Source organism: Acinetobacter nosocomialis NIPH 2119 (genome assembly GCF_000368085.1).
GTDB classification, from domain to species: Bacteria; Pseudomonadota; Gammaproteobacteria; order Pseudomonadales; family Moraxellaceae; genus Acinetobacter; species Acinetobacter nosocomialis.
Genome location: NZ_KB849239.1, coordinates 155,421 through 178,870, shown reverse-complemented (window position 1 = coordinate 178,870; position 23,450 = coordinate 155,421). Strand labels below are relative to the sequence as shown.

Here is a 23,450-nt window from a genome sequence, read left to right as displayed (position 1 = left end):
GGATTTTTTCCCTAATTTAAAGTCTGTAGCCAGATTAATATACAGCGAAAATATTAAGCATCTTGACACTTGACCAATGCTTTAAACGGTTGCAACATGAACTTATCCATTAGATAAAAAGCATAACCATGACCTATCAATATCATGATGAAAGTATTGTAACTGAACTCCCTGAAGATACAGTGTTTGTCTTCGGTAGTAATATGGCTGGGCAACATGGTAGTGGAGCCGCACGTGTTGCCAGTCAGCATTTTGGGGCTGTAGAAGGTGTGGGACGTGGCTGGGCTGGACAAAGCTTTGCAATTCCAACCTTAAATGAACACATTCAACAAATGCCTCTCTCCCAAATCGAGCATTATGTTGAAGACTTTAAAATTTATGCAAAAAATCATCCTAAAATGAAATACTTTGTCACTGCTTTAGGATGTGGGATCGCGGGTTATAAAGTTTCTGAAATTGCCCCGCTTTTTAAAGGCATATATCACAACGTGATTTTTCCTGAATCATTTAAACCTTATGTTGAAGATAATGCTGTTTCACAGTTTCCGACACTCACTCAAAAAATGGTTCAAAGTTTTATTAACGATGAGGTTATTTTTTACTTTAATCATGGCAGTGAATCTTTTGAAGATGCTTTAGATAAAACTGATTTATCAGATGCTGAAAAAGCAATAGCGCTGATTGTTTTAAATGAAGAGTTGTACCCTCGTGACCGCTATGGCAGAGGCCGAGAGCACGAATTGAGTGATATTTTAGGGAAGCTCAATGGCAAGATTTTCAATATTCATGGTAACTCAGAAGGCGCAATAATTTTTGTCAGTGTCATTGTGGCACTGATGGAACTTTATGATTTTGATGAACAAGACTTTATTAAATTATGGCGCGGCGAGAAAAATATCGACCACCCGATTAACCGTTAATTTATTTTGATATTTTATGAGTAAAGCAGATAAATTCTGCTTTCTCATTATTTTAATTATTCTAAAGATTTAAATTGATTATTTTCCCAAATCCTAATTTTTCTCATTATACTTTAAGACAAACTGAATACTTAAAGAAACAAATGGAAACTTTAGATTCTTCAATTTTTGACCTAACCCCAATTCCAATGTGGATTGAGGACTTCAGTGAAGTTAAACAGCTATTTGATCTATGGAGAAATCAAGGGGTCGAAAACCTTTATGAATTTCTAAGTCAAAATGAAAATTTGATTGTCGAATGCGCCCATAAAATTAAAATTATTAAGGTCAACCAAAAAGTATTAGAACTCTTTGAAGCAAAAAACCAAGAAGAATTATGCGCCAATTTAAATCTTATTTTTAAAAAAGAGATGTTTGAAGCTCATATTCATGAACTCGAAGCGTTATGGAATGGCAAAACTCATTTCTCAAGTACCACTATAAATTACACGCTCTCTGGTAAACGTATTGATGTACAACTACGGGGAGCAATTTTACCGGGTTCTGAAACTACATTTGACCGTATTTTAATTACCACCGAAGACATTACGCCTTATCAAAATGCACTTCGTCAGGAAGAGAAAAATCGACGCCTAGCAGAATCAATGTTTATCTACTCCCCGACTTCTCTTTGGGTTGAAGATTTTAGCCGTATTAAAAATAGAATTGATCAGCTTAGGCTATTAGGTATTGAAGACTTTAGAACTTTTCTAGATGTACATCCTGAGTTTGTGCGTCAATGTATCGAAGATATTTTAATTTTAGATGTTAACCAGTCGACTCTTGATTTATTTAAAGCACCCGACAAAACCTCTCTTTTAAAAAATACGCATAAAATTTTTGCTGAAGAGATGGTGGAAACTTTTAGAGAACAACTAATTGAACTCTGGCAAGGAAATATTCACCATAAGCGTGAAGCCGTTAACTATGCATTAGATGGCCAAATCAGAAATGTTTTACTGCAATTTACCGTATTCCCCGGTTATGAAGATACTTGGGGATTGGTACAGGTTGCTCTTACAGATATTACCGCACGAAAGAAAGCTGAAAATTATTTAGAATATTTAGGTCAGCATGATGTACTGACTAAACTTTATAATCGTGCTTTCTTTACAGAAGAGCTTAATCGTTTAAACCGCAGCATTATTCGTCCTGTTTCTTCAATTTTTTTAGACATGAATGGTTTAAAAGAAACGAATGATCAACTTGGCCACGATATTGGTGACGGTTTATTACGTCGTGTGGGGAATATTTTAAACCAAGCTATTACGAATACTGCTTATACTGCCTCCCGAATTGGTGGAGACGAGTTCGTAATTTTGATGCCTGGTGCAGATGAGGCAAATGTATTGATTATGCTTCAAACTATTCAGGAGCTTTTTAATATCGATAATCAATATTACTCAAGCCATCCTATTAGTATTGCAATTGGACACGCAACGACAAAAGAAAATGAACAAGTGGAAGAGATGTTAAAACGCGCAGATCATCACATGTATCAAAAGAAAAAAATTTATTATCAAGAAGTACTACAACAATAAAAAAACAGGCATATTGCCTGTTTTTTTAATTAACGCTTACCCATAGAACGACGAGTACCACGAGGCGGCATCCAAGTTCTATCTGCATATTGCTCTGGCTTCGGACGCACTTGGTTGTGTACAGCATCGCCAGCTTGGTTGCTTTCATTAGGCATTGGGAATGGCAATTTCACCAAAGCCTTTTTCTGTTTTGGCTGTTGCTCAGTCATAATTCAGTCTCGATATTTCGATTGCGATTTATTATAAAGGATTTTTCTCATTTCTTTCGAAAAAAGCTTCAATTGAATAAAACCGCAACAAGATCGTTTCTAAATTAAACTTTTTTACATCTAAAAATACCCACATCCGCAAATTACTTAATTTTTGCGATAAGATAGTATGCTTTTTATTTTTTAATCCCATAAGAGGAATATTGCCGTGGACGTACGTCTTTCTGATCGTGTCAATGCCATCAAACCGTCCCCTACACTTGCTGTAACTAATAAAGCAGCTGAGCTTAAAGCTGCTGGCAAGAATGTGATTGGTTTAGGTGCTGGCGAGCCAGATTTTGATACCCCTCAACACATCAAAGATGCTGCAATTGAAGCGATTAATAATGGTTTCACAAAATATACGGCTGTAGATGGTACTCCTGGGTTAAAAAAAGCAATTATTGCTAAATTGAAGCGTGATAATAATCTTGATTATCAACCAAACCAGATTTTGGTTTCATGTGGTGGTAAACAAAGCTTCTTTAACTTGGCACTTGCATTATTAAACAAAGGTGATGAAGTGATCATCCCTGCGCCATTCTGGGTAAGCTATCCAGATATGGTTATTATTGCTGAAGGTACGCCAGTTATTGTGAAATGTGGTGAAGACCAACGTTTTAAAATTACACCTGAACAACTAGAAGCAGCAATTACTCCTAACACTCGCTTAGTAGTATTAAACAGCCCATCTAACCCAACAGGTATGATTTATAGCAAAGCTGAATTAGAAGCTTTAGCTGAGGTTTTACGTCGTCATCCACAAGTATTTGTTGCTTCTGATGACATGTATGAACCAATCCGTTGGGAAGATGAGTTCTATAACATTGCAACTGTTGCTCCAGATTTATATGACCGCACAATTGTTTTAAATGGTGTATCTAAAGCATATGCAATGACAGGTTGGCGTATTGGCTATGCAGCTGGTCCAGCAAAAATCATTGGTGCAATGAAAAAAATTCAGTCTCAATCAACTTCAAACCCAACTTCAATTTCGCAAGTTGCTGCTGAAGCTGCATTAAATGGTCCACAAGATGTATTAAAACCAATGATCGAAGCGTTTAAACGTCGTCACGACTTAGTGGTAAACGGCTTAAACGACATCAAAGGCATCTCTTGTTTACCGGCTGATGGCGCATTCTATGCATATGCAAATATTCGCCCTCTTATTCGTGCAAAAGGCTTAAAGTCTTGCACAGAATTCTCTGAATGGTTACTTGAAGAAACTGGCGTAGCAGTTGTTCCTGGTGATGCATTTGGTTTAGGCGGCTTCATGCGCATTTCATATGCAACAGCTGATGAAGTACTCGTTGATGCTTTAGCACGTATCAAAAAAGCTGCTGAATCAATCGAAGGTGTTGACGCTGCGATTGCATCTATCGAAGCTGAAAAAGCTGCAAAATAATTTGTAAAACTAAAAAAGGCCTCAAAATTGAGGCCTTTTTTATAATTAAAATTATTCTGGGTTAAATAGCGCAACCACCTCGGCCCCAGTTAGTTTCTTGGTATCATTCTGAAAATTATAAAAATCGGGTTTTGAATCAATAAAAATTTCCATATCAAGGTGTAAACCTTCTACTGGCTCATTTAAGGAAAATGCATTGATATTGCAATAACTATGATCTTTCGTTCTCCAAAAAATTGTTGTTCCACAAGCATTACAAAATCCCCTTTCACCCCATTCAGAAGAGTTAAATACACTAAGATGCTTTTGCTGAAGAAAATTTAAACTACCTTTAACTACATCAACTGTCATAATGACACCACTGGTTTGTCTTCGACACATCGAACAATGACAAACATGAACATCATGATTTTTTAATTCAACTTCAAAGGTTGTTTCACCACATAAACACTGACCGTTCATTATTATTTTCCATACGAAATTTATATTTTTAGATTTATAAAATATTCTGCCCAATCCAACTTTACAAGTTTATAAACAGTTAACTCAACTATTTTTCTGGTATTTAGCAACTTGACAATTGTTTTTTTAACGCCTAACTTATCAACAAGTTCCATTTTAGAACTTTATTGATTGAAGGACTCAAAAATGAAAAATCCTATGGAAATGACAGGCCTCGAATTTTTACAAGCCATGGTTGAAGGCCACATTCCGCCTGCGAGTATTAGCAAAACTATACCTATGCAACCCACTGAAATTTCTGAAGGATCAGTAACTTTTAAAGCACAAGCAGATCATAGCCATTTAAACCCTTTAGGTGGCGTACATGGTGGTTTCGCTGCAACTGTTCTAGATTCAGTGACTGGCTGTGCTGTGCATACGATGTTACCCGCCGGTGTAGGTTATGGAACTATCGATCTGAATGTAAAAATGTGTCGCCCTATTCCTCAAAATCAGACTTTAATTGCTACAGGTAAGATTATTAATATAAGTAAAAATTTGGGTATTTCCGAAGGCAAAATTATTGATGAAGAAGGTAAACTTTATGCTTATGCAACAGCGACTTGTATGATTATTCGACCATAAAAACTAAGGCAGCTTTAAACGGCTGCCTTTTTTATTAAGTCAGGAAGATCTGGACGGTCACAAGTTTGTGCAACCACATAAGGTGCCCAAATATTCTTAAGTTGAAGCTCTATCACTTTATGAAACTGAGTAGACCAAGCTAAAACTTTATTTTTACCCCACAATAACTCCCCTTCGAGCTGGAAAATATAAAGGGGTTTAGATTGATCTAATATATTGCAAGACTTTAAAACTTTCAGTGAAGTATGCGCATCCCATTTTGAACTAAACCAGAGTTGTAATAAGTCACCTAAGTACAAATCCTGCTTTTTAAATGGAAAAGCATTGATCCATGCATCTTCTACAAGTGTGTAATAAGATTCTGGTTGATTTAAAATATTGAGATAATTCCGTTGATAAAAATCAAAATTAGAAAAAATAGAAGCAACAGTAAGTGTTTTCATACTTATCTCCGATTTAGCCATTTTAGTGCTGGCAAGTTGGTTTAAATCCACACTGTTTGGATTACTCCAAACGCTTGTTCTTTTTTGAATCTAGCAATTGAGTTTTTAAAGTGCAAGTAATTTATATCCTCGCCACTCAACTTGATCAAATAAAAAGCATACAACACAAAAATGAAGGAAACATGACGATTTTCACTTGACCCTTGTCAAAATCTCCTTATAATCGCATGCAGATTCTCCCATAGCTCAGTCGGTAGAGCGACGGACTGTTAATCCGCAGGTCCCTGGTTCGAGCCCAGGTTGGAGAGCCATCTACTAGTCTCCCATAGCTCAGTCGGTAGAGCGACGGACTGTTAATCCGCAGGTCCCTGGTTCGAGCCCAGGTGGGAGAGCCAAATATTAAAAAGCCCGCAGCATTAAAGCGGGCTTTTTTTATTGCCTTCTATTAAAGTATACCTATAAAAAAAATCCCCTACTGCCTGTAGAGGATTTGCTTTTCATAATTCAAATATTTACCAGATCGAATCATCAGTTCTAAACTTAGGTGACCTTCTACGCTTAGATCTTTTTTAAAATTACATTATTCCACTTCTACAACTTTTAAAGGGTTAAAAGACTGAGTCGTTGGCATCATCTCTATACGGTTAATATTAATATGCGGTGGTTGTGATGCAATCCATGCGACCGTATTTGCAATATCTTCAGGCAAGATTGGATTCTTTTTATCATATAAACTACTAGCTTTCTCCTGATCCCCCTTAAAACGCACAAGAGAAAATTCAGTACCGCCACATAGTCCCGGCTCAATATTTGTTACTCGTACACCAGTACCAGCCAAATCTGCACGAAGATTTAAACTAAACTGCTCCACAAAAGCTTTTGTTGCACCGTAAACATTACCACCAGGATATGGATATGTACCTGCAATTGACCCCATATTAATAATTAGACCCGATTTCTTCTGCACCATACTTGGTAAAATTAGTCGGGTAACAGTAACAAGCCCCTTAACATTGGTATCAATCATCGTGTACCAATCATCTAATTCAGCTTTATCTGCTGGCTCTAGACCCAATGCCAAGCCTGCATTATTGACCAGTAAGTCAATTTGATCGATTTGAAATTCATTTGGTAATTCTTTAAATAACTTATTTATATTTTCTACTGTATCTGTCATATCAAACACGAGTGGGTAGAATTTCTCACCAAGTTCTTGTTTTAATTCTTCTAGTTTTTCTGCCCGTCTTCCGCAACCAATAACTTTATAGCCCAACTCAATCAATTTTTTTGAAATGCTATAACCAAAACCTGCCGATGCACCTGTAACTAATGCTAACATTCTTATATCCTTAGAAATAATCAACTATTTCAGTTGAACTCATGATGAACATATCAGCCTTTATATTTACATAATATTTATTATTAGCCTAAAAAAATAAAAGTTTTTTTAAAAATTTTATGAGAAATTAAAATCTATAAAAAATATATTTATTAAATAATTATATGCATTAAAGAACTAAAAGCAGGACATGTCTGCTGCCAAAGGATGAAGCTCACCTAATAAAAAAGTTTACCATGAAAGGTAAACTTTTTTATTTGAGGCACCCAAGACTATGCAGGAATACCACTATGAAAGCGGAAAGTATCATCCGGAGTCAAAATCAGGTTCTTTTCAACCTCACGGATATGTTCAATACGCTGCTGAATATCCTCTTCAGGATCTTTCATTTTGGCAGTTTTTGCGACATCAAGCGCTAGTGCTAAATAGTCTTCAAAATGACGAGATTCCGACTTCAGCAGATAACGATAATAACGTCCAAGTTCGTCATCTACACGCGGGGCAAGTGCATAAAAACGCTCACACGAACGTGCTTCTACAAAGGCCCCAATAACTAGTACGTCAATTAAAGCTTCTGGCTCATAGGTACGTATTTCTTTTCGTAAGCCACCTGCATATCGTCCTGCGCTTAAACCTTTCCACTCTTGGCCACGTTTCGTCATAAACTCGAGAACTTGTTCATAGTGAAGCATTTCTTCACGTACAAGTTGAGCAAGTTTGACTTGTAGATCTGTAAAAAAACTATAGCGGAACATCAAGTTCATTGCCGTACCGGCTGCTTTTTTCTCACAATTGGCATGATCTTGCATCAAGATGTCTAAATTATTAACGGCCTCATCTAACCATTCATTTGGAGTTTGACACCCCAAAAATGCCAACACAGGCTGCATTAATTCATCGTAATTGATACTCGACATTACTACTTATCCTGCTGCCTGAATCGCTTTTTTCATATCTTTAACAGCCTGTGCCAGACCTACAAAAACACTATCTGCAATAATTGAATGACCAATATTTAATTCATGGATTTGTGGAATTGCTGCAATTGGTGCAATATTTTTTAGGTTAAGGCCATGTCCTGCATTTACAACCAAACCTTTTGAAGCGGCATATTCAACACCTTTTACAATACGAGCCAGCTCTTCTTGTTGTTCTTGTTCTGTTGCTGCATCAGCATATGCACCTGTGTGTAATTCAATCGTAGGTGCGCCACATGCAACTGCCGCATCAATTTGAGCAAAATCCGCATCAATAAATAATGATACGTCACATCCCAAAGCAGCTAAAGTCTGGGTTGCAGCCTTAACTTTTTCAAAGTTAGTTACTACATCTAAACCACCTTCAGTTGTTACTTCCTGACGTTTTTCAGGAACGAAACACACGTGCTGTGGTTTAATTTCTTTGGCAAACTCAACCATTTCATCAGTAACGGCCAACTCTAGATTCATACGTGTTTTTAACAATGGGCGCATGCGACGCACATCATCATCTTGAATATGGCGGCGGTCTTCACGAAGATGCAAAGTAATCCCCTCTGCACCAGCTTGTTCACAAATAAGAGCAGCTTCTACAGGGTCTGGGTAAGTAGTACCGCGCGCCTGTCTTAGAGTAGCAACATGGTCTATGTTTACACCAAGCAATGCAGCCATAAATAAATCCTAATTACGATTGAGTTTGAGTATTTTGAATCCACAATTGTCGACTTTTTAGGGGACGATCACCTAAAAGCGATGTAATCATTTGACGGTATAGTTTACCTAATAATTGCAATTGTTCGTGAGAAAAATCCTGCCCTTGCTCATAATCCAACATAGATAAAATTGCTTTTCCCGACAAAGATGAGCGGCCTGCCTGGACAACGGGAGCAAAGCCTTCAGTCACTTGAAATTGATAAAACTGATTTGGCAAAATTTCTTTTTGTGAGCTATCAACTGAAAAATCAATTGCATAGCCCAACTCTGGAAGTAAGATATGTTCGAACTGCCTTAAGATCTGTCTGAGAAAAAGATCGGGATTTTCGTGAGAAGATAATTGTTGTAACTGAAGCAAAGTTAATTGATATTGTTCAAAAGTTTGTGGCATTGGTTCTTCTAGAGGACAAAGTCTTAGAACAATTTCATTTAAGTAAAAGCCAGCAAAAAAAGCATCACCAAAAAAGAAAACTGGCTGATTTAATATTTCCAGCTTCGTAAAATTTTTGAGTTCACTTTTACCTGTAGCTTGCAACCGAATTGGTTGATATTGGGGAGGCGGAGTCTGTCTTAAAATGCCATCGACCCGCCCGTATTCCTGAGTGAAGAGATGCACAATATGGCTTTTTTCACGATATTTACGATGGTGAATCATATATCCATGTAGGACTTCATTGCGCATCATAAAAAGAAACTATTCCTTAGATTCTTTTTCTTTTTTATCGTCATCATCACCATCAGGAATTACAGCTCCTACAACAGCAGCTGTACCCTTCACCACACCTTTAGTTGTTTTATAAGCAATACCTACTGGTACGGTTACAAGCTTATATACACAACCTTGTAACATCAATGTACACCCAATAATAACCAATATTGATGTAATTGTTTTCATACCAGTATTCCCTGCTTGTTAGATATCGCTATATCCTAAACTTTTCAAAGCACGTTCATCATCAGACCAACCGCCTTTAACCTTAACCCATAAGGTAAGCATGATCTTTTGTTCGAACATTTTTTCCATGTCTTTGCGAGCATCCATACCAATCGTTTTAAGCTTGGCACCTTTTTCACCAATCACAATCGCTTTTTGGCCAGGACGATCGACAAAAATTGTTGCATCAATATAGGTACAAGCTGGTTTTAATCGACCATTTTTCTCATTAACAGTTGCCTCTTCTGTTTTAAAAGATTCAATCTGTACTGTTAAATCATATGGTAACTCTTCACCCAACTGACGCATAATTTTTTCACGGATGATTTCACTTGCTAAAAAGCGTTCTGAACGGTCCGTAATTTGATCAAATGAATACAGTGGCGGCTGATAAGGAAGATATTTTTCAATCGTTTCACTTAAATGTTCCAAGTTTGCTCCACGAAGAGCAGAAACAGGAACAATCTCAGCAAAATTCATAAGCTTGGTACGTTCTTGAATTAAAGGAAGAATCTCTCTTTTATCTTCAAAAGTATCAGCTTTATTAATGACCAAAATAACTGGCATTTCAGCGTTCTTGAGTTTCTCAAGCACTAAATCGTCATTTTGAGTCCACTTATACGCATCGATAACAAATAAAACCAAGTTAACATCACGTAATGCAGAATGAGCAGCGCGGTTCATCATTTTATTGATCGCACGTACTTCTTTCTTATGCATTCCCGGTGTATCTACATAAACCGCTTGCATCTTCTCACGTGAATCAATACCAATAATTTTATGGCGAGTCGTTTGAGGTTTACGTGAAGTAATTGAGAGTTTTTGACCCAATAAATGGTTCATGAGGGTAGATTTACCCACATTTGGACGTCCTACAATCGCCACAAATCCGCTCTTAAAATCCGAAGGAATTGTAACGCCTTTGGAACTAAAAAATTGATCAATCAGATTGTTTGGATCTTGGTTTTCATTTGAATCTGGATTGATTTGATCAGAATGCATCGACATGCAGGTTATTGCTCCAATAACTTTAAAATTTCCGCCGCTGCTGCCTGCTCGGCAAAACGACGACTTGACCCCTCACCATAAATCTTTGGTAAACCATCTACCAAACATTCGACTTTAAAGTGTTGATGAGGTGCATCACCCTGAATATCTACAACCTCGTAAACAGGGAGAGGTTTTTTACGTGCTTGTAGATACTCTTGTAAACGTGATTTTGGATCTTTGAGTTGATCTGTTGGCTCAATATGATCTAAATAAGGTACATACCATTTTAACACAATATCTTTGAGTAGGTTCAGATCACTACTATCAAGATAAATTGCACCAATAATCGCCTCTACCGTATCCGCTAATATTGACTCACGATGATGACCACCAGATTTCAACTCGCCTGTGCTTAATATTAAACACCGACTAAGTTGCAAATCGGTTGCAATTTTACCTAATGCTTCTTGGCGAACTAAAGTCGCACGCATACGTGTTAAACGCCCCTCATTTTCATGTGGATAGGCATGGTATAAATAATTGGCAATGATCATCCCCAACAACGAATCGCCTAAAAACTCCAGACGTTCATAATTATACTTATGACTCACCGAACGATGAGTCAAAGCTAACTGTAGCAATTCGGGCTGCTTAAATTGATAACCGATTCGACTGAGTAAGCGAGGATCACTTAGTTTGAACTGATGTTTTGTCAAAACTCTTCTCAAATGTTAAAACTAAATCAATATTTAGTAAGAAAGGTTTTCTTACTTCATATTTCTTTTTGACGATTAGACCAGACTCGTTAAACACTTCAGCAATTTCCTTAAAATGGAGATCACGAATATTGTTCATTTCCAGCCGTTGGTCCATCTGTGTCATAAACTTTTGGGGTGTGATATCAGCTGAGCTTTGTTGCATGAGCTCTGTAATCTGATTATTAATCACACGATCATCCCAATATGCTGGCCAAACTGCAAGTACGGCTTTCGCCGCAATTGCAAATATAACCACCCCAAATAAAATTGCTAAATACGAAGTACCCTGTTGTGCCTTACGCATTTTTGTTTTTCCTAATGGTTGTTTTTAATCTATTTTTCCATTTCGGTTAAAGCTTGGCAGGTGGAAACCAGGTTCTTTGTGCATCCAGACATAGAAAGCTCGGCCTGTTAAATTTTCTTCAGGAACGAACCCCCAGAAACGACTGTCAGCACTTTGATCACGGTTGTCCCCCATTGCAAAGTAATGTCCTTTCGGAACAGTTACTTCCCAATATAAACCGTCTTGGTTTGAATATTTGCCATTATCAACATAGTTGATAAATGGTGCCTGACGCGCAACGTTTACACCTTCGAGTTCACGCATCGTAAAGGTATGATCACCAATTGTTTCTTTATGATAAATAGACGTTGGTGTATCTAAAGCATCTTTTTCACGACTAAATTGTGTTGGTACTTTAGGAATTTTCTGACCATTAATAATCAATTGACCATGATCGTAAACAATATGGTCACCTGGTAAACCAATTACACGCTTAATATAACTAATGGTTGGTTGTGGTGGGTAACGGAATACGATGACATCACCACGTTTCGGTTCACCTACATCAATGACTTTTTTATTTACGATAGGTAAACGCACACCATAGTCGAATTTATTAACTAAGATAAAATCGCCAGTCTCTAAAGTTGGAACCATAGAGTCTGATGGAATATTAAATGGCTCATAAAGAAATGAGCGAAGTACAAGCACAACAGCTAAAACTGGCCAAAAGTCATAGGCCCATGTAATAACAAAATTTTCGTTCTCTCGCCCTTTATTTGCACGCTGTTTAAAAACAAGCTTATCTAGCAACCACACTGCAAATAAAATCAGCGTAACTGGAACAAGAATTAAATTAAAATCAAAATCCACATGACCTCACTCGCAGCCTAGCTGCTTGCTTTATGGCTGGGAGAATATAAGTTCATCCCAGCCCTTTCTTTTATCTTTCTACTTTCAAAACAGCTAAGAACGCTTCTTGTGGAATTTCTACACTACCCACTTGTTTCATACGTTTCTTACCTTCTTTTTGTTTAGAAAGTAATTTCTTCTTACGAGACACGTCACCGCCATAACATTTTGCTAGAACGTTTTTACGCATCGCCTTAACAGTCGAACGAGCAATAATTTGAGCACCAATAGCCGCCTGAATTGCAACATCAAACATTTGACGTGGAATCAAATCTTTCATTTTTTCAACTAAAGCAATACCACGATGGCGAGCATCATTACGGTGACAAATCATAGCCAAGGCATCAACCTTTTCACTATTAATTAATACATCAACCTTAACTAAAGATGAACTTTCGAAACGTACGAAGTTATAGTCTAGCGATGCAAAACCACGTGAACATGATTTAAGCTTGTCAAAGAAATCCATCACAACTTCAGCCATTGGAATTTCAAAAGTAATCGAAACTTGATTACCTAAAAATTTCATGTCTTTTTGTACACCACGACGCTCAATACATAAGGTCATGACATTACCTAAGTATTCTTGCGGCACAAGAATATGACACTCAGCAATTGGCTCACGTAAATCTTCAACAACTGAACCATCAGGCATTTTAGACGGACTGTCGATATAGATTGTATCGCCTTTTTTGGTAACGGCTTCATAGACTACTGTTGGTGCAGAGCTAATCAAATCGAGATCATACTCACGCTCTAAACGCTCTTGTACGATTTCCATATGCAACATGCCTAAGAAACCACAGCGGAAACCGAAACCAAGTGCATCTGAACTTTCAGGTTCAAAGAACAAAGCAGAATCGTTAATTTGCAATTTCTGTAATGCTTCGCGGAATGGTTCAAAGTCGCTTGAATCGATTGGGAAAAGACCCGCATAAACCTGTGGTTTAACCTTTTTAAAACCAGGTAAAGTTGCAACATCTGGTGTAGACGCAAGCGTAATAGTATCACCTACTGGTGCACCAAAAATGTCTTTAATACCAGCAATAACAAATCCTACTTCGCCAGCTTCAAGAATATCGGTTTCAGTATGTTTAGGGTTAAATACACCTACAGAAGTTACCGGATGAGTTTGTCCTGTCGACTTAACCAACATTTTATCGCCCTTACGGATACGACCTTCTTTAATGCGGACAAGAGAGACTACACCTAAGTAGTTATCAAACCATGAATCGATGATTAACGCTTGAAGTGGAGCTTCACGATCACCTTCTGGCGCTGGAATAACATCGACTAAACGTTCTAATACACCTTCAACGCCCAAACCTGTTTTTGCTGAACAAGTTGGCGCATCCGTCGCTTCAATCCCGATAATTTCTTCAATTTCATGAATTACACGTTCAGGTTCAGCCTGCGGTAAATCAATCTTATTTAAAATAGGAAGAACTTCGAGGCCTTGTTCAATCGCGGTATAACAGTTTGCAACTGATTGAGCTTCTACGCCTTGCGCCGCATCTACGACCAATAACGCGCCTTCACACGCTGCTAATGAACGCGATACTTCATACGAGAAGTCGACGTGCCCCGGGGTATCAATAAAGTTAAGCTGATATTCTTGCCCATTTGGATGGGTGTAATACAATGTCACAGACGCTGCTTTAATGGTAATCCCACGTTCGCGCTCAAGCTCCATTGAGTCCAAGACCTGAGCTTGCATCTCACGATCTTGTAAGCCACCGCACATCTGAATAAAACGGTCAGCCAAAGTAGACTTACCATGATCGATATGAGCGATAATCGAGAAATTTCGGATATTTTTGATATCAACTGATTTTTTAGCTTGCGCCATGGGCTACCTTGAGAAAATATAAAGTGCTATGTAGCTTGATTTAATACATAGCCAAAGCGGTTTAACAAATTGCGAGAGATTATAGCAGATGGATATTTTAAAGTATCCAAAATAATCATGAGCTTTGTACTTATGTTCTAAAAAATGACAATTCAAAACACATGTAATACTTCCGACTATCGAGCATACGAAATAGTAAAATCTAAAGGATTTATACTTGAGTCAAGTGGCTTATAGGCTTGTGTAAAAGTCGGTGACATACGTTTTGGTCGGCCAGATTCAATTTCAATACATGCCCACTTGGTATTCCCAACAAATAAGACAGCCTGATCAGAAGGGCGAAAAAAAACATACTGACGAAATGAATAAAGTGCATTGATATCATCGAGCCATGTCCGTAGTACGATTTCTTCGCCTTCAAACGCAGCTTTACGATATTGCACATGATGCTCAACAGCAACCATTGCATGCTTGAGCTCAAGATATTTGGTTACGCCTACTCCTAATGTTTCAACATGAGCAGCTGCAACATCTTGCATCCATTGGACATACATTACATTGTTAACATGGCCCAAAGCATCAATATGCTGTGGCTGAACCTGAATATGTAAATCGAAAATACTGCTCACAAAACACCCACTTTAATTATTAAATCTAAAGCTACATTCAAATTAGCTAGATCACATTATGCCGAATCCAAATAATAAAAAACCACCCATTTTCAGGGTGGCTCATTTTTATGTCATATTACTGGATGCGCAAACCAAGCATTGCTCGTTGGCCTTGACGAATAATCCCAACCCGAGCAACCGTATTTTTTTGTAAGCTAGAAACAACTTTAGCAAAATCTTGGCTATTCAAAATTTGAGTATTATTAACCTGAACAATTACATCACCAGGAATGATATTTGACAATGATGCTAGCCCACCACGGCGAACATCTTGAACATAAATACCACCTTTCACGCTTAACGCATTTTTCTCTGGTTCAGCCAAATCACGAATACTCATGCCTAATACTGGACCTTTAGAAGTAGAAGCCTGAGTACCTGTAGCAGGTGTTTCATCTGGTGCAGTTGCCAGAGTTGCCGAAATATTACGAGTTTTATCATCGCGTAATACTTCAAACTGAACTGTTTGGTTTGGCTGTACTTTGTTTAAGGCATAGAGCAAATCACTTGTACGAAGTACAGAAGCACCATTAAGTTTTAAAATCACATCGCCAGCTCTAAGTCCTGCTTTTTGAGCAGGTGAATTTGGCGTAACTTGTGTGATAAGAGCACCTTCTGGTTTAGGCAGTTTGTAAGCATCGGCAAGGTTACGGTCAATATCTTGCATCATAACGCCTAGGTATGAACGAGTAACTTTGCCTTTTGTTTTAAGCTGTTCAGCTACATCCATCGCTACATCGATTGGAATAGAGAAAGACAAGCCCATATAACCGCCAGTACCACTAAAGATACGTGAGTTCACCCCGACAACTTCACCATTTTGGTTAAACAATGGACCGCCTGAGTTACCAGGGTTTAAAGCTACATCTGTTTGAATAAATGGTACAGAGGTTTCACCGCTCATGTTACGTGATTTAGCGCTGACAATACCTGCTGAAGCTGAGTAGTCAAAACCAAATGGCGAACCAATCGCTAAAACTGGCTCCCCCACTCGTAAACGGTCAACATTTCCTACTTTTAAAGCAGGATAATTATTTCCATTCACTTTTAATAATGCAACGTCTGTCCGCTCATCACTACCGACCACTGTTGCATCAATTTCACGACGGTCATTTAAAGTAATACTGATGCGGGAAGCATTTTCAATCACATGATGGTTTGTAAGTAAGTAACCATCTTTACTAATAAAGAATGCACTACCGTATGCGGTTTTTTCTTGAGGACCTTGTTGCTGTGGAATGATGACCTGATTACCAAAGAAACGTTTTAAAATTTCAGGAACTTGCTGCTGTAACAGTTCATCCTGCGTCATTTTTTTTACAACGTTTACACTCACCACAGCCGGACTAACTTGTTCAACGAGGTTTGAAAAATCAACAGCAGCGTTTGCTTGAACAGCAGCAACTGTAAATACCGCTGCATACATTCCTTGTTGTAAATAGCGAGATTTCATTCGGTGCTCACCCACAATTGGTCTACGAGAATAAGAATAAAACTGTTGTATCACAACGCTTTGGAATTGTGCGTAACAATATGTTTATTTGTAAGGCATCCTCATCACGTTTATTTTACACATTGCAATTTTTTAAGCTAATTGCAATTTTTCTGTGACTTAGAGCGCTTAAGCTCTTGCCTTTTTAGGTAAAAAGGGGTGTCATTAGCGGACGTTTTAAATTGATGCGAATGGACATGCCTAATCAACAGACAATTCACCACTTTGACGTGATTATTGTGGGCAGTGGCGGTGCTGGTTTAAGCTTAGCTTTATCGTTACCAAGTCATTTTAATATTGCAGTTTTAGCCAAAGCTGCTTTAACTGAAGCAAGTACCTTCTATGCACAAGGTGGTGTTGCTGCAGTTCTTGATGAAACTGACTCTATTCAACAACATATTAATGACACTATGATTGCAGGTGCTCATTTATGTGAAATAGATGCAGTACAGCATACTGTAGAAGGTGGTCGTCCTTCTGTTGATTTTCTTTTAAAGCAAGGCGTGCAGTTCACCTTAGATGAAGATGAACAGCTTCATTTAACACGTGAAGGTGGTCACTCACAGCGCCGTATTATCCATTCTGCTGATGCAACAGGCAAAGCTATTTCAACTACATTGGTTGAACGAGCGAAAGAACGCAAGAATATTACAATTTTTGAAAATTACATTGCGATTGATTTAATTACGTCGCATAAGTTGGGTCATATAGATCAAGCGAATCGTGCTATTGGTTTATATGCATTAGATGAAAAAACAGAAAAAGTTCATACTTTTCTTGCTCCATTTACCGCACTTGCTTGCGGTGGTGCCATGAAAGCTTATCTTTATACATCTAACCCAGATATTGCTACAGGTGATGGTATTGCTATGGCTTACCGTGCAGGTTGCCGTGTAGCCAATATGGAATTTAACCAGTTTCATCCAACCTGCCTATATCATCCGCAAGCACGTTCTTTCTTAATTACTGAAGCGATGCGTGGTGAAGGTGCTTATTTACGTCTGCCAGACGGCGAACGTTTTATGCTACGTTTCGATAATCGTGCAGAGTTGGCTCCTCGCGATATTGTGGCACGTACCATTGACCACGAAATCAAGCGTCTCGGTATTCGTCATGTCTGGTTAGACATTACCCACAAATCACCTGAGTTTATTAAAGAGCACTTCCCTACACTCTATGCAAGATTGCTTGAGCTAGGTATCGACATCACTAAAGACATGATCCCAGTGGTACCCGCAGCACATTATACATGTGGTGGTGTTGTAGTTGATTCCAACAGCCAGACCGATATTGAAGGTCTATATGCAATTGGTGAAACCTCTTATACAGGCTTACATGGCGCAAACCGTATGGCAAGTAACTCGTTACTTGAGTGCTTTGTTTACGGTATGAGTGCAGCAAAAGACATCGAAAATAAATTTGATGAAAACTTCAAATTACCAGAAGTACCAACTTGGGATGATTCACAAGTAACCAACCCAGATGAAGATGTGGTTATTTTACAAAACTGGGATGAGTTACGTTCGACCATGTGGAACTATGTAGGTATTGTCAGAACCACAAAACGTTTAGAACGTGCTTTACACCGTATTGAGATGTTAAAGCGTGAAATCACTGAATATTATCAAGACTACCGTGTCAGCAAAAACCTAATTGAACTGCGTAATCTTGTGCTTGTTTCTGAAATGATTGTGCGCTGTGCCATGCAACGTAAAGAATCGCGTGGCCTACATTACACTCTAGATTATCCTGAAACTTCGAGTGAGATTCGTAAAACGGTTCTAACGCCTCCAAACTTTGCAGTAGAGCAGCCCTTGGTTAATACTGACATTTAGGCTATTTTTCTACAAAAAGCACAGCTCTGGCTGTGCTTTTTATTTAGTTTTATATTTGTGGTCTTGGTGGAATTGAATAAGTCGCGGTCACATGCGCTACTGGTTCTTCTAGCCCAACTGAATAAATCCAGACCTCACCCACGACTAAGCTTTTTCCTACTTTCATAAGCTTACATTCACTACGTAAGTCTTTATCACCTGCAGGTTTTCTTAAAAAATTAATATTAAAATTCGTCGTTACCGCCAAACCCACAATTCCAATTTCACCGAGTATTGCAATATACAAAGCAAAATCTGCCAAAGTCATCATGGTTGGACCAGATATGGTACCGCCTGGGCGTTGATGTCTTTGATCTACATGATAATAAACGACAGCAGCTCTAGGCGTAACTGATTCAATCGTGCAATGTTCAAGACTTGAGGGAAATTCCTTTTCAAGAAACGCCATGATTTCTTCTTTTGAACTTTTCATCCTTATTTTTCTTCAATTTTAGAACAGTATTCAAAATAGCATAAAATACTGTTCAATATGTTCTATGATCTTTTTAAGCAGATTTGTCGTCATTTTTAACCACTCCCACAGAACTGAGAGTGGCTTTTATTATTTATCCTAAGTATTGCAAGGCTTGCTCAAATACCTGTTCAGGACTTTGCGTAGCATCTAAACGTTTAATACGTTCTGGTTCAGATTTCCATAAAGTCTCATAACCTTCGCGAACTTTAGTAAAGAAGCTTAACTTTTCTTGCTCGAAACGGTCTAAAGCTCCACGCTCACGTGCACGATTCATACCGAGTTCAATCGGTGCATCTAACCAGAAAGTCACCTCTGGCATACGTGAAACAAAGTTCTGATTTAAAAGCTGTAATTTATCTTGGCTTAAACCACGACCAGAACATTGGTAAGCAAAGCTGGCATCTGTGAAACGATCACTTAAAACAATTTTGTTAGAGGCTAAAGCCGGCAAAATCACTTGTTGTAAGTGTTGAGCACGTGCCGCATAAATTAAGAGTAGCTCAGTATCATGACTCATATTTTCATCATGATTTACCGCTAAAAGCATCGAACGTATTTGTTCTGCGAGCGGTGTACCACCTGGCTCGCGAGTTAAAACAACTTGTTTACCTTGCTCTTCAAAATGCTGATGAATTTTTCGAATGAGTGTAGTTTTACCTACCCCTTCCGTGCCTTCAAAGCTAATAAACATCTCTTTTCCTTATTTCTTCGATCTCAACACGGATAAGTACTCTTGCACCGCTTGATTATGAGCCTGCAAGTCTGCCGTAAATTTATGGCCACCATTACCAGTTGCCACAAAATAAATATTATTTGAGTCATCTGGATGTAGTGCTGCTTCAATTGCTTTTTGACTTGGCAAAGCAATTGGTGTTGGCGGTAGGCCATTAATTGTATAGGTATTATATGCGGTTGGTGTACGTAAGTCTTCGCGACTGATCTTACCCTTATAGTTATCACCCATTCCATAAATCACGGTTGGGTCAGTTTGTAAACGCATACCAATTTTCAGACGGCGTACAAATACACCAGATACTTGCTCAAGCTCACTATCTACACTTGTTTCTTTCTCAACAATTGAAGCCATAATTAAAGCTTCATACTTATCTTTATAAGGTAAGTTTGGTGCGCGATTTGCCCAAGCAGTATCTAAAGCTTTCATTTGATGATGATATAAATCGGTGAGGATTTTTTTGTCAGTCTCACCCTTTGCGAAGAAATAAGTGTTAGGCGCAAATAAACCTTCCGGATGATGATAAGGAATACCTAAAGCCTTCATAAGCTGGTCATCTGGTAAATCGAGTATTGTATTTTTTACATTTTTATCATTTTTGAGTGCAGTAATAAGCTGTTTAAAAGTCGTACCTTCAATCACTAAAATACGGTTCATCTGAGCATTATCAGCATTAGACAACATCTCCAATACTTGTCTTACGCTCATTCCCTGTTCGATTTCATACACACCAGCTTTCATGCTGTCATGAATCATAAACTTTTGATAAAGCTTAAGTACAATTGGGAAATGGATTTTATTTTCTTTGGCTAAACGATCAATAAAACCAGAATAGGTCTCACCTGATGTGATCGATAGCATCTGCTTTTTCCCTTCAACAGGATAAGCTTTAAATAAACTTGACCACAAAATAGCAAAAATAGAAATTAAAACGATAAAAAAGCCAATCAGCACCAACTTTTTAGGAAAATGAGATGCTGTTTTCTTGCCCTTTTTTTTAGCATTTTTTGCTTTCGCGTTCACAGGTGGCTTCGGCATATTAATGAATCTGATTCAAGTTAAGATTATGAAATAAATTTAGGCACGCCTGTGAATCTAGAGTTTGTTCACCGATTTGAGTAACCACTCGCATTGGATGTAAAGCATTACAAAAGAATAGACTCTGTATTTGTGGCACTTCATCTAATTCAATTATTCTGACTTCGCAGGCATTTCCATGGTGCTGCATACGTGCCAAAATTTCTGCACGCATCACACCGTGGACGCCATTATAGCGAAGTTCCGGTGTAATCCATCTATCATTTAAACGAATAAAACAATTACTGCTTACCCCTTCAACAATATAACCTTGTACATCAGATACTAATGCTTCTGCCCACCCTTGTTGATCTGCTTCTTTTTTTAGCAGTACCTGTTCCAGACGGTTTAAAGATTTAAGTCCAACTAGACTCGGCATAGTTAAACCCAAGGCCTGATTTAAAACCCCGCACTGTATAAAGTCGGGTTGGAATTGCTCCAGTGCTTTTGGATAAAACCAGACATAAATATCTGCTTCATGCTTTGGCAAACTATAACCACGGTCACCTTCACCGCGGCTAATCACAATTTTTAAAGTACCGTTGAGTACAAGGTTTTGTTGGTATAAATGCTGCAAACTTTGTTCAATTAATTCAAAATTTGCAATTAAAGCTAGTTTTTGACAAGCAAGTTTTAGACGTTCCCAGTGACGAGCTTTAAGCTCTATCTCATTCTGAAAAACACGAATTGTGCTAAAGCAACCATCTCCATAATGAAATGCTCGGTCTAGTAACGGAATGGTTTCAACAGGTTGTCCATTTTTAAAACACCACATGTTTAATCCGTCCTTTATTTAAAAACCGCTCAACAATACAACACCATTCATTTACTTAATAAACGACTGATTTTTAAAAATTATACCGATTTAGTTTGTACTTTTGAAACTTGTTATATATCAAGATTTAAGAATAGTTTATCCATTTTTATTATTTCTATTTTTTTCATATTAAATTCGTTTTTTATTATTTTTTTAGAATAAAGAGTAGCGCTATTCTGCGTTCATGTTTTGAACATTTCGTATTTTTGAGGGGTTATCTCATGCGTTTTTCTCAATTAAAAGTTGGGGTTATTGCTGCGCTTCTTTCTGTTTCATCATTTGCAGCACAAGAGTTTTTAAACGTTTCTTACGATCCTACTCGTGAGTTATATACAGACTTTAATAAACAGTTTGGTACTTACTGGAAGCAGCGTACTGGTCAAGACATTCAGTTTAAGCAATCACACGGCGGTTCTGGTAAACAGGCTCGTGCAGTAATTGATGGCTTAAATGCTGACGTCGTGACATTAGCACTTGCAGCTGATATTGACGAAATTGCTGAAAAAGCAAAATTGCTTCCAACTGATTGGCAAAAGAAGTTGCCACAAAACTCTACACCATACACATCAACAATCGTGTTTTTGGTACGTAAGGGTAACCCTAAACAAATTAAAGACTGGGGTGACTTAATCAAACCAGGTGTAGAAATTATTACACCAAACCCGAAAACTTCTGGCGGTGCTCGTTGGAACTATCTTGCAGCTTGGGCTTGGGCAAAACATCAACCAGGTGGTAATGATGCTAAAGCACAAGAATATGTCCGCCAAATTTATAAGCACACTAAAGTTTTAGACTCAGGTGCACGCGGTGCAACAACAACTTTTGCTGAACGTGGCATTGGTGACGTATTGCTTGCTTGGGAAAACGAAGCTCATTTAGCTGTTCGCGAACAGCCAGGCAAGTTTGAAATTATTACCCCATCTCTATCTATTTTAGCTGAACCACCAGTTGCTGTTGTTGAGAAAAACGCTGCCAAAAAAGGCAATCTCACCATCGCGAAAGGTTACCTCAACTACCTGTACTCACCTGCTGGCCAAGAAATTGCAGCACGTAACTTCTACCGTCCGCGTAATGCAGCTGTACTCAAAAAATACAGCAATGTATTTAAACCATTGAAACTCGTGACAATTGATAAAGAGTTTGGCGGTTGGACAAAAGTACAAAAACAACACTTTGATAATGGTGGTGTTTTCGATCAAATCGTGAAAATCAATAGTGCAGAGAAGTAATTCTTTGTACTAACGATAAGGAGAACAGACATGACTCACTCTGTAATTGTCCCAGGTGTAGGTGGAAGTGAACATCAACATTGGCAATCTTGGTTGCAGCGTCAACTCGTGTCTAGTTCTCGTGTTGAGCAAAAAAACTGGGATAGACCCGTATTAAGTGAATGGATTGAGCAATTTGTTAAAACAGTTCAAGCAGTACAAGCACCCGTACAAATCGTTGCACATAGTTTCGGTTGCTTAACCAGTGTTGCTGCTTTGGCTGAGCATCCTGATTTACAACTTCAAGTTAAAAAATTAATTTTGGTTGCTCCTGCAAATCCAGCACGTTTTGGTGAAGCAGGTTTTGCCCGCCATAGCCTGACTGACTACAAAGATTATTTTCATCAGTTAAAAATTAATGTGCCTACAACACTGCTAATTAGTGAAAATGATCCTTGGCTAGATTTTTTCGATGCTTTACAACTTGCTAAAGCTTGGCAATTAGACCCGATTAATCTTGGACAAGTTGGGCATATTAATGTTGCTTCTGGTTTTGGCCCATTTCCTGACTTACTGAACTATCTATTTCCTGAAGATTCGATGTGTAGCCACTCATCTATTGATCCGGTAAAGACACATTTCTCTTTGAAATTTGCTTAATACCC

26 protein-coding genes, 2 tRNA genes and 1 pseudogene are annotated in these 23,450 nt (G+C 38.1%); 9 read left to right on the top strand and 20 right to left on the bottom strand.

What is annotated here, in order from left to right:
• The first annotated feature begins 128 nt into the window (after positions 1 to 128).
• Together F984_RS05005 and F984_RS05000 are read left to right on the top strand one after the other, a co-directional pair.
• Positions 129 to 920, top strand: coding sequence for an A1S_2505 family phage non-structural protein (locus tag F984_RS05005; RefSeq protein ID WP_004707567.1), 792 nt, complete (start codon positions 129 to 131; stop codon positions 918 to 920).
• 143 nt (positions 921 to 1,063) lie between these two features.
• Positions 1,064 to 2,500: a sensor domain-containing diguanylate cyclase gene (locus tag F984_RS05000; RefSeq protein WP_004707564.1), complete on the top strand. Its 1,437-nt coding sequence runs from the start codon at positions 1,064 to 1,066 to the stop codon at positions 2,498 to 2,500.
• A 29-nt stretch (positions 2,501 to 2,529) separates the two neighbouring features.
• On the opposite strand, the gene F984_RS04995 is transcribed toward F984_RS05000, so the two are convergent.
• Positions 2,530 to 2,709: a hypothetical protein gene (locus F984_RS04995; protein ID WP_000139632.1), complete on the bottom strand. Its 180-nt coding sequence runs from the start codon at positions 2,707 to 2,709 to the stop codon at positions 2,530 to 2,532.
• Positions 2,710 to 2,917: 208 nt separating this feature from the next.
• Between F984_RS04995 and F984_RS04990 the strand changes: the two genes are divergently transcribed.
• Positions 2,918 to 4,153 carry a pyridoxal phosphate-dependent aminotransferase gene (locus F984_RS04990; protein ID WP_004707562.1) on the top strand — a complete coding sequence of 412 codons (1,236 nt, stop codon included), beginning with the start codon at positions 2,918 to 2,920 and terminating at the stop codon, positions 4,151 to 4,153.
• Positions 4,154 to 4,204: 51 nt separating this feature from the next.
• On the opposite strand, the gene F984_RS04985 is transcribed toward F984_RS04990, so the two are convergent.
• Positions 4,205 to 4,615 carry a GFA family protein gene (locus F984_RS04985; RefSeq protein WP_004707560.1) on the bottom strand — a complete coding sequence of 137 codons (411 nt, stop codon included), beginning with the start codon at positions 4,613 to 4,615 and terminating at the stop codon, positions 4,205 to 4,207.
• Between the two features lie 186 nt (positions 4,616 to 4,801).
• Here F984_RS04985 and F984_RS04980 point away from each other — a divergent pair, with 186 nt between their 5' ends.
• Positions 4,802 to 5,239 carry a PaaI family thioesterase gene (locus tag F984_RS04980; protein ID WP_004707558.1) on the top strand — a complete coding sequence of 146 codons (438 nt, stop codon included), beginning with the start codon at positions 4,802 to 4,804 and terminating at the stop codon, positions 5,237 to 5,239.
• Between the two features lie 14 nt (positions 5,240 to 5,253).
• On the opposite strand, the gene F984_RS04975 is transcribed toward F984_RS04980, so the two are convergent.
• Positions 5,254 to 5,682: a hypothetical protein gene (locus F984_RS04975; protein WP_002052864.1), complete on the bottom strand. Its 429-nt coding sequence runs from the start codon at positions 5,680 to 5,682 to the stop codon at positions 5,254 to 5,256.
• A 41-nt stretch (positions 5,683 to 5,723) separates the two neighbouring features.
• A pseudogene (locus tag F984_RS22740) lies at positions 5,724 to 5,868 on the bottom strand (hypothetical protein); the annotation flags it as partial.
• 49 nt (positions 5,869 to 5,917) lie between these two features.
• Here F984_RS22740 and F984_RS04970 point away from each other — a divergent pair.
• Positions 5,918 to 5,993: transfer RNA gene (locus F984_RS04970), tRNA-Asn, on the top strand.
• A gap of 8 nt (positions 5,994 to 6,001) precedes the next feature.
• Positions 6,002 to 6,077: transfer RNA gene (locus F984_RS04965), tRNA-Asn, on the top strand.
• 185 nt (positions 6,078 to 6,262) lie between these two features.
• On the opposite strand, the gene F984_RS04960 is transcribed toward F984_RS04965, so the two are convergent.
• The 12 genes from F984_RS04960 to F984_RS04905 all read right to left on the bottom strand — a co-directional run bounded on the left by F984_RS04960 (position 6,263) and on the right by F984_RS04905 (position 16,562).
• On the bottom strand, positions 6,263 to 7,021 hold the full coding sequence (locus tag F984_RS04960) for an SDR family oxidoreductase (RefSeq protein ID WP_004707555.1): 759 nt from the start codon (positions 7,019 to 7,021) through the stop codon (positions 6,263 to 6,265).
• Positions 7,022 to 7,293: 272 nt separating this feature from the next.
• Positions 7,294 to 7,938, bottom strand: a complete 645-nt coding sequence (gene miaE, locus F984_RS04955; protein WP_002052437.1) for a MiaE family protein — start codon at positions 7,936 to 7,938, stop codon at positions 7,294 to 7,296.
• A gap of 6 nt (positions 7,939 to 7,944) precedes the next feature.
• Positions 7,945 to 8,670 (bottom strand): pyridoxine 5'-phosphate synthase, encoded by a 726-nt coding sequence (gene pdxJ / locus F984_RS04950; RefSeq protein ID WP_004707553.1) that lies wholly within the window; start codon positions 8,668 to 8,670, stop codon positions 7,945 to 7,947.
• 13 nt (positions 8,671 to 8,683) lie between these two features.
• Entirely contained in the window at positions 8,684 to 9,397 is a 714-nt protein-coding gene (recO, locus tag F984_RS04945) for a DNA repair protein RecO (protein ID WP_004707550.1), read from the bottom strand.
• Positions 9,398 to 9,406: 9 nt separating this feature from the next.
• Entirely contained in the window at positions 9,407 to 9,607 is a 201-nt protein-coding gene (locus F984_RS04940; RefSeq protein WP_004707549.1) for an NF038104 family lipoprotein, read from the bottom strand.
• A gap of 18 nt (positions 9,608 to 9,625) precedes the next feature.
• On the bottom strand, positions 9,626 to 10,648 hold the full coding sequence (gene era / locus F984_RS04935) for a GTPase Era (RefSeq protein ID WP_079376989.1): 1,023 nt from the start codon (positions 10,646 to 10,648) through the stop codon (positions 9,626 to 9,628).
• 11 nt (positions 10,649 to 10,659) lie between these two features.
• Positions 10,660 to 11,352 (bottom strand): ribonuclease III, encoded by a 693-nt coding sequence (rnc, locus tag F984_RS04930; RefSeq protein ID WP_004707545.1) that lies wholly within the window; start codon positions 11,350 to 11,352, stop codon positions 10,660 to 10,662.
• On the bottom strand, positions 11,324 to 11,698 hold the full coding sequence (locus F984_RS04925; protein ID WP_001224037.1) for a DUF4845 domain-containing protein: 375 nt from the start codon (positions 11,696 to 11,698) through the stop codon (positions 11,324 to 11,326). Before F984_RS04925 ends, rnc begins: the two co-directional genes overlap by 29 nt.
• A 24-nt stretch (positions 11,699 to 11,722) precedes the next feature.
• Positions 11,723 to 12,550 carry a signal peptidase I gene (gene lepB, locus F984_RS04920; RefSeq protein ID WP_002052421.1) on the bottom strand — a complete coding sequence of 276 codons (828 nt, stop codon included), beginning with the start codon at positions 12,548 to 12,550 and terminating at the stop codon, positions 11,723 to 11,725.
• A gap of 70 nt (positions 12,551 to 12,620) precedes the next feature.
• Positions 12,621 to 14,438 carry a translation elongation factor 4 gene (gene lepA / locus F984_RS04915; RefSeq protein ID WP_002052578.1) on the bottom strand — a complete coding sequence of 606 codons (1,818 nt, stop codon included), beginning with the start codon at positions 14,436 to 14,438 and terminating at the stop codon, positions 12,621 to 12,623.
• A gap of 176 nt (positions 14,439 to 14,614) precedes the next feature.
• The gene (locus F984_RS04910) at positions 14,615 to 15,067 is read right to left on the bottom strand and encodes an acyl-CoA thioesterase (RefSeq protein ID WP_002052732.1); all 453 of its coding nucleotides are present in this window, start codon (positions 15,065 to 15,067) and stop codon (positions 14,615 to 14,617) included.
• A gap of 118 nt (positions 15,068 to 15,185) precedes the next feature.
• Positions 15,186 to 16,562: a Do family serine endopeptidase gene (locus F984_RS04905; protein ID WP_004707541.1), complete on the bottom strand. Its 1,377-nt coding sequence runs from the start codon at positions 16,560 to 16,562 to the stop codon at positions 15,186 to 15,188.
• A 230-nt stretch (positions 16,563 to 16,792) separates the two neighbouring features.
• Between F984_RS04905 and nadB the strand changes: the two genes are divergently transcribed.
• Positions 16,793 to 18,436 carry an L-aspartate oxidase gene (nadB, locus tag F984_RS04900; RefSeq protein WP_031944741.1) on the top strand — a complete coding sequence of 548 codons (1,644 nt, stop codon included), beginning with the start codon at positions 16,793 to 16,795 and terminating at the stop codon, positions 18,434 to 18,436.
• 49 nt (positions 18,437 to 18,485) lie between these two features.
• Here nadB and F984_RS04895 read toward each other — a convergent pair whose 3' ends face one another.
• From F984_RS04895 to pabC, 4 genes are all read right to left on the bottom strand, one after another.
• Entirely contained in the window at positions 18,486 to 18,908 is a 423-nt protein-coding gene (locus F984_RS04895) for a PaaI family thioesterase (protein ID WP_004707537.1), read from the bottom strand.
• A gap of 133 nt (positions 18,909 to 19,041) precedes the next feature.
• Positions 19,042 to 19,641 carry a dTMP kinase gene (tmk, locus tag F984_RS04890; protein WP_002052412.1) on the bottom strand — a complete coding sequence of 200 codons (600 nt, stop codon included), beginning with the start codon at positions 19,639 to 19,641 and terminating at the stop codon, positions 19,042 to 19,044.
• 9 nt (positions 19,642 to 19,650) lie between these two features.
• Positions 19,651 to 20,721, bottom strand: a complete 1,071-nt coding sequence (mltG, locus tag F984_RS04885; RefSeq protein ID WP_004707534.1) for an endolytic transglycosylase MltG — start codon at positions 20,719 to 20,721, stop codon at positions 19,651 to 19,653.
• A 1-nt stretch (position 20,722) separates the two neighbouring features.
• The gene (gene pabC / locus F984_RS04880; RefSeq protein WP_004707532.1) at positions 20,723 to 21,535 is read right to left on the bottom strand and encodes an aminodeoxychorismate lyase; all 813 of its coding nucleotides are present in this window, start codon (positions 21,533 to 21,535) and stop codon (positions 20,723 to 20,725) included.
• Between the two features lie 263 nt (positions 21,536 to 21,798).
• Here pabC and F984_RS04875 point away from each other — a divergent pair, with 263 nt between their 5' ends.
• Both F984_RS04875 and F984_RS04870 read left to right on the top strand, forming a co-directional pair.
• Entirely contained in the window at positions 21,799 to 22,806 is a 1,008-nt protein-coding gene (locus tag F984_RS04875; RefSeq protein ID WP_002052521.1) for a sulfate ABC transporter substrate-binding protein, read from the top strand.
• 30 nt (positions 22,807 to 22,836) lie between these two features.
• A complete protein-coding gene (locus F984_RS04870) occupies positions 22,837 to 23,445 on the top strand; it encodes an RBBP9/YdeN family alpha/beta hydrolase (protein WP_004707530.1) in 609 nt (202 codons plus the stop codon).
• The last annotated feature ends 5 nt before the right edge of the window (positions 23,446 to 23,450 follow it).

Excerpts from the sequence above, each read along its gene's own strand:
- F984_RS04975 (WP_002052864.1), bottom strand. The coding sequence starts at position 5,682 with ATGAAAACACTTACTGTTGCTTCTATTTTTTCTAATTTTGATTTTTAT.
- F984_RS04905 (WP_004707541.1), bottom strand. The coding sequence starts at position 16,562 with ATGAAATCTCGCTATTTACAACAAGGAATGTATGCAGCGGTATTTACA.
- F984_RS04960 (WP_004707555.1), bottom strand. The coding sequence starts at position 7,021 with ATGTTAGCATTAGTTACAGGTGCATCGGCAGGTTTTGGTTATAGCATT.
- F984_RS04895 (WP_004707537.1), bottom strand. The coding sequence starts at position 18,908 with ATGAAAAGTTCAAAAGAAGAAATCATGGCGTTTCTTGAAAAGGAATTT.
- F984_RS04995 (WP_000139632.1), bottom strand. The coding sequence starts at position 2,709 with ATGACTGAGCAACAGCCAAAACAGAAAAAGGCTTTGGTGAAATTGCCA.
- tmk (WP_002052412.1), bottom strand. The coding sequence starts at position 19,641 with ATGTTTATTAGCTTTGAAGGCACGGAAGGGGTAGGTAAAACTACACTC.
- F984_RS04940 (WP_004707549.1), bottom strand. The coding sequence starts at position 9,607 with ATGAAAACAATTACATCAATATTGGTTATTATTGGGTGTACATTGATG.
- F984_RS04925 (WP_001224037.1), bottom strand. The coding sequence starts at position 11,698 with ATGCGTAAGGCACAACAGGGTACTTCGTATTTAGCAATTTTATTTGGG.
- era (WP_079376989.1), bottom strand. The coding sequence starts at position 10,648 with ATGCATTCTGATCAAATCAATCCAGATTCAAATGAAAACCAAGATCCA.
- recO (WP_004707550.1), bottom strand. The coding sequence starts at position 9,397 with ATGATGCGCAATGAAGTCCTACATGGATATATGATTCACCATCGTAAA.
- F984_RS04985 (WP_004707560.1), bottom strand. The coding sequence starts at position 4,615 with ATGAACGGTCAGTGTTTATGTGGTGAAACAACCTTTGAAGTTGAATTA.
- pabC (WP_004707532.1), bottom strand. The coding sequence starts at position 21,535 with ATGTGGTGTTTTAAAAATGGACAACCTGTTGAAACCATTCCGTTACTA.
- F984_RS04875 (WP_002052521.1), top strand. The coding sequence starts at position 21,799 with ATGCGTTTTTCTCAATTAAAAGTTGGGGTTATTGCTGCGCTTCTTTCT.
- miaE (WP_002052437.1), bottom strand. The coding sequence starts at position 7,938 with ATGTCGAGTATCAATTACGATGAATTAATGCAGCCTGTGTTGGCATTT.
- pdxJ (WP_004707553.1), bottom strand. The coding sequence starts at position 8,670 with ATGGCTGCATTGCTTGGTGTAAACATAGACCATGTTGCTACTCTAAGA.
- nadB (WP_031944741.1), top strand. The coding sequence starts at position 16,793 with ATGGACATGCCTAATCAACAGACAATTCACCACTTTGACGTGATTATT.
- F984_RS04980 (WP_004707558.1), top strand. The coding sequence starts at position 4,802 with ATGAAAAATCCTATGGAAATGACAGGCCTCGAATTTTTACAAGCCATG.
- F984_RS04870 (WP_004707530.1), top strand. The coding sequence starts at position 22,837 with ATGACTCACTCTGTAATTGTCCCAGGTGTAGGTGGAAGTGAACATCAA.
- F984_RS05000 (WP_004707564.1), top strand. The coding sequence starts at position 1,064 with ATGGAAACTTTAGATTCTTCAATTTTTGACCTAACCCCAATTCCAATG.
- mltG (WP_004707534.1), bottom strand. The coding sequence starts at position 20,721 with ATGCCGAAGCCACCTGTGAACGCGAAAGCAAAAAATGCTAAAAAAAAG.
- F984_RS05005 (WP_004707567.1), top strand. The coding sequence starts at position 129 with ATGACCTATCAATATCATGATGAAAGTATTGTAACTGAACTCCCTGAA.
- lepA (WP_002052578.1), bottom strand. The coding sequence starts at position 14,438 with ATGGCGCAAGCTAAAAAATCAGTTGATATCAAAAATATCCGAAATTTC.